Consider the following 5,951-nt stretch of genomic DNA (forward strand, 5'->3'; position numbering starts at 1 on the left):
CCGCGGGTGCATCACCCGGAGTACCAAGACGTCAATCCGATCAACACGATACCGACGATGATCGACGGTCAGGTTCAGCTGACCGAGTCGCTGGCGATCTGCGAATACCTGGCCCGCACCTACGGGCCGAAGGGGCTGATCCCGGACGCGGGCGATCCGCTGTTCCCGCAGTACCTGCAGTTCCTGCATTACGGCGAGGCGACCATGGCGCCGCCGATGGGCGTTATGGTGCGCTACAGTTTCCGCGAACCGCCGGAGCGACGGCTGCCGCAGGCGGTGGACGACGCGCGTGAGACCTTCCTGGAGCGGCTGGAGCCGGTGCGCCGGGCGGTGGCGAACCGGACCTTCCTGGCCGGGGAGGCCGTGACCCTGGCGGACGTGTCGGTCGGCTACGCTCTGGGGCTGGCCGAGCGACTCAGGATGGGTGACCAGCTCGGGCCGGAATTGCAGTCCTACCTGGACAGACTGAAAGCCCTACCGGCTAGGCAAAGGGCGTACGAACGCGCGTAGGGCCTGGACGTTCCACGTGAAACCATTCATCCACAGGCTGGGACTACCCACCTTGGGGTGGGGCCGGCCCCTTTCCTCTCTCGTTGAGAGAAGGCCTTACGGTATTAACACGGTCGCCCCGACGGTCTGACGCGCTTCGAGCGCCCGATGGGCGTCGGCGGCTCGGGCCAGGGGAAAGGTCTGGCCGATTTCCACCTTGATGACGCCTTTGCCGATCAGGTCGAACAGGGCGCTTGCGCTGTCGTCCAGCTCGGCGGTCGTGGTGGTGTAGTCGAAGAGGGTCGGCCGGGTGAGGAACACCGAGCCGGCGCGCTGCAGCCGCAGCGGCTCCACCGCCGGCGCCGGACCGGAGGCGTTGCCGAAGCTGACGAACATCCCGCGGCGCGCGAGGCTGGCCAGCGTGCCCTCGAAGGTCGCGGCGCCGACGGAATCGTAGGCGACCTCCACCCCCTTGCCGCCGGTCATGCGGCGCACCTCGGCCGCCACGTCCTGGTCGCGGTAGAGGATAACGTGGTCGGCGCCGAGGCCGCGGGCGACTTCAGCCTTGTCCTGGGAGCCGACGGTGGCGATGACGTTCGACCCGATGTGTTTGGCCCACTGCACGAGGATCTGGCCGACGCCGCCGGCGGCCGCATGGACCAGCGCCGTCTGTCCCGCCTTCAGCGGAAAGCAGCGGCGGACCAGGAACTCGGCGGTCATGCCCTTTAGCAGGACGGCGGCCGCGACCTTCGGATCGACGCCGGCCGGCGGCTTCACCGCGCGGGTGGGGTCCACCACGTGGAACTCGGCGTAGGCGCCGATGGGCCCGGAAGCGTAGGCGATCGGATCGCCGACCGCGAACCGGGTGACGCCCTCGCCCACGGCCTCGACCGTCCCGGCGGCCTCCATGCCGAGGCCCGAAGGCAGCCGGATCGGATACAGGCCGGTGCGGTGGTAGGTGTCGATAAAGTTGAGGCCGACAGCCTGGTGCCTGACGAGCACCTGGCCGGGACCTGGTGTGGGGGCTGGCAGGTCAACGGCCTTCAGGACCTCGGGTCCGCCAGTCTCTTCGATGCGGATCGCCAGCATGGGTCAGCCCAGATGCTGGCGGAAGAAGGCGAGGGTCCGCTCGCCGGCCGTGCGGGCGTCGTGCTCGTCATAGTGCTCGCCGCCGACGCGGGCGAAGGCGTGGTCGCGTCCGGGATAGGTGTGGATCGTGACCTGCGGGTGGGCGTTCAGCGCGCCGACGATCTGGGCTTGAGCCGCCTTCGGAACGAACTGGTCTTCCTCGGCGATGTGCATGAGGAGCGGCTTGGTGATCTTGTCGGCCTCGCCGAGCCGGTTCTCGATCCCGACCCCGTAGTAAGAGACTGCGGCGTCCGCATCGGTGCGGGTGGCGGTGAGGTAGGCCAGCTGGCCGCCCAGGCAGAAGCCCACCGCGCCGACCTTGCCGTTGCACGTGGAATCCGCGCGGATGTCGGCGAGGGTGGCGGCGATGTCCTGCACGCCCTTATCGACGTCGAAGGCGTTGAACAGCTCGAACGCCTTCTTCCACTCGGCCTCGGACTGGTCGGTGATGTCGATGCCGGGTTCGATACGCCAGAAGAGGTCGGGGCAGACGGCGAGATAGCCCTGGGCGGCGAGGCCGTCGGTGATGTCGCGCATCACCTGGTTCACCCCGAAGATCTCTTGGATCACCACCACCGCCGCGGCCGGACTGCGGCCGGGCCACGCCACGTAGGCGCTCATGGTCCCGCCGTCGCTCGTGCGGATGCTGCGCGTCTCACCCATCGCCGAACACCTCCTTCTTCTCGAAACAGAGGCTCCGCGCCCTGTTGCGGAGCGAAAGGTGGTACTAGCCCGCAGGGCCGCTCGGCGGCCATAAGAGATTTCTCCAGACGCACGCTGAGGGAGCCGGCCCGGCCATGAAGATGACCATTGAAGTCGAGTGCACGCCGCAGGAGGCGCGGGCCTTCCTCGGCCTGCCGGACGTGACCCCGCTGAACGACAAGCTGATCAGCGAGATGCAGGCGCGCATGGAGCAGAACATGGCCATGCTCAGCCCCGACGAGATGCTCAAGGCCTGGGCCTCGTTCGGCGCCGCTTCGCAGGACCAGTTCCGCAAGCTGATGACCGCGGCGGCGGACAACATGATGGGCGGGTCCGGCCGCACGAAATGAGTTCGACCATCTACGCCGCCTCCACCGCGCCCGGACGCGCGGCGGTGGCGGTGGTGCGGATCTCCGGGCCGGCGTCGCGCCCTGCAGCCGAGGCGCTGGCCGGCGCGTTGCCGCCGCCGCGGCAGGCGGGAGTGCGGACGCTCCGGTCGCCGGCCGGCGAGCCGATCGATCGGGGGCTGGTGCTGTGGTTCGAGGGACCGGCCAGCTACACGGGCGAGGACCTCGTCGAGTTTCACGTGCACGGCGGGCCGGCGGTGGTGGCCGCGCTGCTCGAGGCGCTGGCGGCTCAGGGGCTGCGCCTAGCCGAACCGGGGGAATTCACACGGCGTGCGTTCGAGCGCGGCAAGCTGGATCTGACCCAGGCGGAAGGAGTCGCCGACCTGATCGAGGCCGAGACGGCGGCCCAGCGGCGTCAGGCGCTCGACCAGCTGGGCGGGCGGATGAGCCAGGCGCAGGCGCGCTGGCGCGAGGACCTGATCGAGGCCCAGGCGATCTTTGAGGCCGCCGTCGACTTCCCCGACGAGGAGATTCCGACGGACGTCCTACGCCGGGCCGAGGCGCCGTTGCGCCGGCTGATCGCCGAGGTGACGGCGGCGCTGGACGACGTCCGCCGCGGCGAGCGGATCCGGGAGGGTTGGCGCGTCGCGCTGGTCGGAGCGCCGAACGCCGGCAAGTCCACACTGCTCAACGCCCTCGCCGGCCGAGAGGCGGCGATCGTCACCGCCACGCCGGGCACGACCCGCGACATCATCGAGGTCCCGCTGCAGCTGGCCGGGTACAAGGCGCTGGTCGCCGACACCGCCGGGCTGCGAGAGACGCAAGACGAAATCGAAGCCGAGGGCGTGCGTCGGGCGCGCGTCTGGGCCGAGGGCGCGGCGCTGCGGCTATATCTCGTGGACGGCTCGGCCGCGGCGGGAGACTTCTCCAACGCCGACCTGCTCCAGCGCGGCGACCTCCTCGTCGTCACCAAAGCCGACCTGCCCAAGGGCGGCGCGGACGCGGCGGCGGAGGCCCAAGCCTCGGCGCGAGGTCTGGAGCTGGTCCGGCTCAGCGCGCACCGGACCGACGACGTCGACGGGCTGATCCGCCGTCTCGCCGACCGGGCCGTCGCCGACCTGGCGGGCAGCGAGCCGCCGGCGGCCACTCGCCAGCGCCACCGTGAACTGCTGACCGAAGCGCTCGAGCGGCTGGAGAGCGCGCTCGCCAACGATCTTGCGCCCGAGCTCGCCGCCGAGGACGTGCGGCTCGCCGGCCGCGCGCTGGACCGGATTACCGGGCGCATCCACCCGGAGGACGTCCTCGACCGGGTTTTCGCCGCCTTCTGCATCGGCAAATAGCGTTCCACGTGAAACATTCCTCTCCCGGCGCCGGGAGAGGAGGACCGCCGGCCCGAGCGGAGCGAGTCGTGGGGGAGCGGGTAAACTTCATCCACCACGCATCCGCTTGCCCTTTCCACCAGCCCCTCTTCAGCCGGCGGCGCCCTGTTCACCTGAACGGGATGGAAGGCGCCGGCGCTGTTCCACGTGAAACATTCCGGACCGTCGACCGGCGGCCCCACTTTCGCTATATGTCCGCGGCACACAGAGCCGGCGTCCGCTCACCAGCGGGCGCCGCAGTCTTCTTTGGATCCTCGAGATGAGCTGGGACGTCATTGTGATCGGCGGCGGCCACGCGGGCTGCGAGGCGGCGGCGGCGTCCGCCCGCTTCGGCGCGCGCACCCTGCTGCTGACCCACAAGGTCGAGACCATCGGCGAGATGAGCTGCAACCCGGCGATCGGCGGCCTGGGCAAGGGCCACCTGGTCCGGGAGATCGACGCCCTCGATGGGGTGATGGGCCGGCTGGCCGACGCGGCCGGGATCCAATTCCGGCTGCTCAACCGCTCCAAGGGCGCGGCGGTCCGCGGGCCCCGCAGCCAGATCGACCGCAAGCTCTATCGCCAGGCCATGCAGGCCGAGATGGCGGCCACGGGAAACCTCACCGTGAAGGCCGAGGCGGTGGAGGATCTGGTCGTCGAAGACGGCCGGGTGGCTGGCGTCGTCGGGGCGAGCGGCGAGGTCTACGCCGCGGGCCGGGTGGTGCTGACCACCGGCACCTTCCTGAAAGGGATCATCCATCTGGGCGAGCGGCGGATCCCGGCCGGCCGGGCCGGCGAGGCCCCGGCCATTGGCCTGGCCGACCGGCTCTATTCGCTGGGCCTTACGATGGGCCGGCTGAAGACCGGCACGCCGGCCAGGCTCGACGGGCGGACCATCGCCTGGGACCGGCTGGAGAAGCAGGCCGCCGACGATCCGCCGACGCCCTTCTCCTTCCTCACGCGGGAGGTCGCGAACCCGCAGGTCGAGTGCGGCATCACCTACACCACCGCCGAGACCCACAGGATCATTGCCGAGCGGCTCGGCGAGAGCGCCGTCTACGGCGGGCGGATCTCGGGCCGGGGGCCGCGCTACTGCCCTTCAATCGAGGACAAGGTGGTGCGGTTCGCTGACAAGCAGAGCCACCAGATCTTCCTCGAGCCCGAGGGGCTGGACGACGACACCGTCTATCCGAACGGCATCTCGACCTCGGTCTCCGAAGAGACCCAGGACCTGTTCCTGCGCACCATCCCGGGCCTTGAGCAGGTGGACGTGCGGCGCTACGGCTACGCTATCGAATACGACTATGTGGATCCGTGCGAGCTGTCGGCGACGCTCGAGGTCAAGCGGCTGCCGGGCCTGTTCCTGGCCGGTCAGATCAACGGGACCACCGGCTATGAGGAAGCGGCCGCCCAGGGGCTGGTCGCCGGCCTGAACGCGGCCCGGGCCGCCTCGGGCGCGGAGCCGGCGGTGTTCGCTCGGGACGAAGGCTACATCGGCGTGCTGATCGACGATCTGGTCACACGTGGTGTGACCGAGCCCTACCGGATGTTCACCAGCCGGGCGGAGTTTCGTCTGACACTGCGCGCCGATAACGCCGACCAGCGGCTGACCCCGCTCGGGATCGCCCTGGGCTGCGTGGGTGCAGGCCGGCAGGCCGCCTGGGCGGCCAAGGCCGAGGCCTTGGCGGCGGCGCGTTCGCAGGCGGCGGACCTGACCCTCACGCCCACCGAAGCCGGCCGGATCGGGCTTCCGGTCAAGGCCGATGGTCAGCGGCGCAACCTGCTGCAGCTGCTGGCTTATCGGGACATCAGCTTCGAGCGGCTGGCGCAGGTCTGGCCGCAGATCGGCGGCTGGGCCCCCGAGGTGCGCGAGCAGATCGAGATCGACGCCAGCTACGCTGGCTACCTCGACCGGCAGGCTGCGGAC

6 protein-coding genes are annotated in these 5,951 nt (G+C 70.2%); 4 read left to right on the forward strand and 2 right to left on the reverse strand.

Translation table 11 applies throughout. From position 1 onward, the window contains the following. Positions 1 to 510 (forward strand): glutathione S-transferase family protein (locus tag VHK87_RS11995; RefSeq protein ID WP_329635127.1); only part of this gene is annotated, 510 nt, incomplete at its 5' end. Positions 511 to 606: 96 nt separating this feature from the next. On the opposite strand, the gene VHK87_RS12000 is transcribed toward VHK87_RS11995, so the two are convergent. Further along, positions 607 to 1,578 (reverse strand): quinone oxidoreductase, encoded by a 972-nt coding sequence (locus VHK87_RS12000; RefSeq protein ID WP_329635128.1) that lies wholly within the window; start codon positions 1,576 to 1,578, stop codon positions 607 to 609. Between the two features lie 3 nt (positions 1,579 to 1,581). Continuing rightward, a complete protein-coding gene (locus VHK87_RS12005; RefSeq protein WP_329635129.1) occupies positions 1,582 to 2,280 on the reverse strand; it encodes a dienelactone hydrolase family protein in 699 nt (232 codons plus the stop codon). Between the two features lie 134 nt (positions 2,281 to 2,414). On the opposite strand from VHK87_RS12005, the gene VHK87_RS12010 reads away from it, so the two are divergent. The 3 genes from VHK87_RS12010 to mnmG all read left to right on the forward strand — a co-directional run. Beyond that, positions 2,415 to 2,669, forward strand: coding sequence for a DUF6489 family protein (locus VHK87_RS12010; protein WP_329635130.1), 255 nt, complete (start codon positions 2,415 to 2,417; stop codon positions 2,667 to 2,669). Beyond that, positions 2,666 to 4,006, forward strand: a complete 1,341-nt coding sequence (gene mnmE / locus VHK87_RS12015) for a tRNA uridine-5-carboxymethylaminomethyl(34) synthesis GTPase MnmE (RefSeq protein ID WP_329635131.1) — start codon at positions 2,666 to 2,668, stop codon at positions 4,004 to 4,006. The genes VHK87_RS12010 and mnmE overlap by 4 nt, the downstream gene beginning before the upstream one ends. A gap of 298 nt (positions 4,007 to 4,304) precedes the next feature. Continuing rightward, the coding region (gene mnmG / locus VHK87_RS12020) for a tRNA uridine-5-carboxymethylaminomethyl(34) synthesis enzyme MnmG (protein ID WP_329635132.1) at positions 4,305 to 5,951 on the forward strand (1,647 nt) is incomplete at its 3' end.

The sequence above is a fragment of the Phenylobacterium sp. genome, assembly GCF_036263695.1.
In the GTDB taxonomy this organism is placed as follows: domain Bacteria; phylum Pseudomonadota; class Alphaproteobacteria; order Caulobacterales; family Caulobacteraceae; genus Phenylobacterium.

Bases quoted from the DNA above. Each gene is read 5' to 3' on its own strand.
- VHK87_RS12010 (WP_329635130.1), top strand. From the start codon at position 2,415: ATGAAGATGACCATTGAAGTCGAGTGCACGCCGCAGGAGGCGCGGGCC.
- mnmE (WP_329635131.1), top strand. From the start codon at position 2,666: ATGAGTTCGACCATCTACGCCGCCTCCACCGCGCCCGGACGCGCGGCG.
- VHK87_RS12000 (WP_329635128.1), bottom strand. From the start codon at position 1,578: ATGCTGGCGATCCGCATCGAAGAGACTGGCGGACCCGAGGTCCTGAAG.
- VHK87_RS12005 (WP_329635129.1), bottom strand. From the start codon at position 2,280: ATGGGTGAGACGCGCAGCATCCGCACGAGCGACGGCGGGACCATGAGC.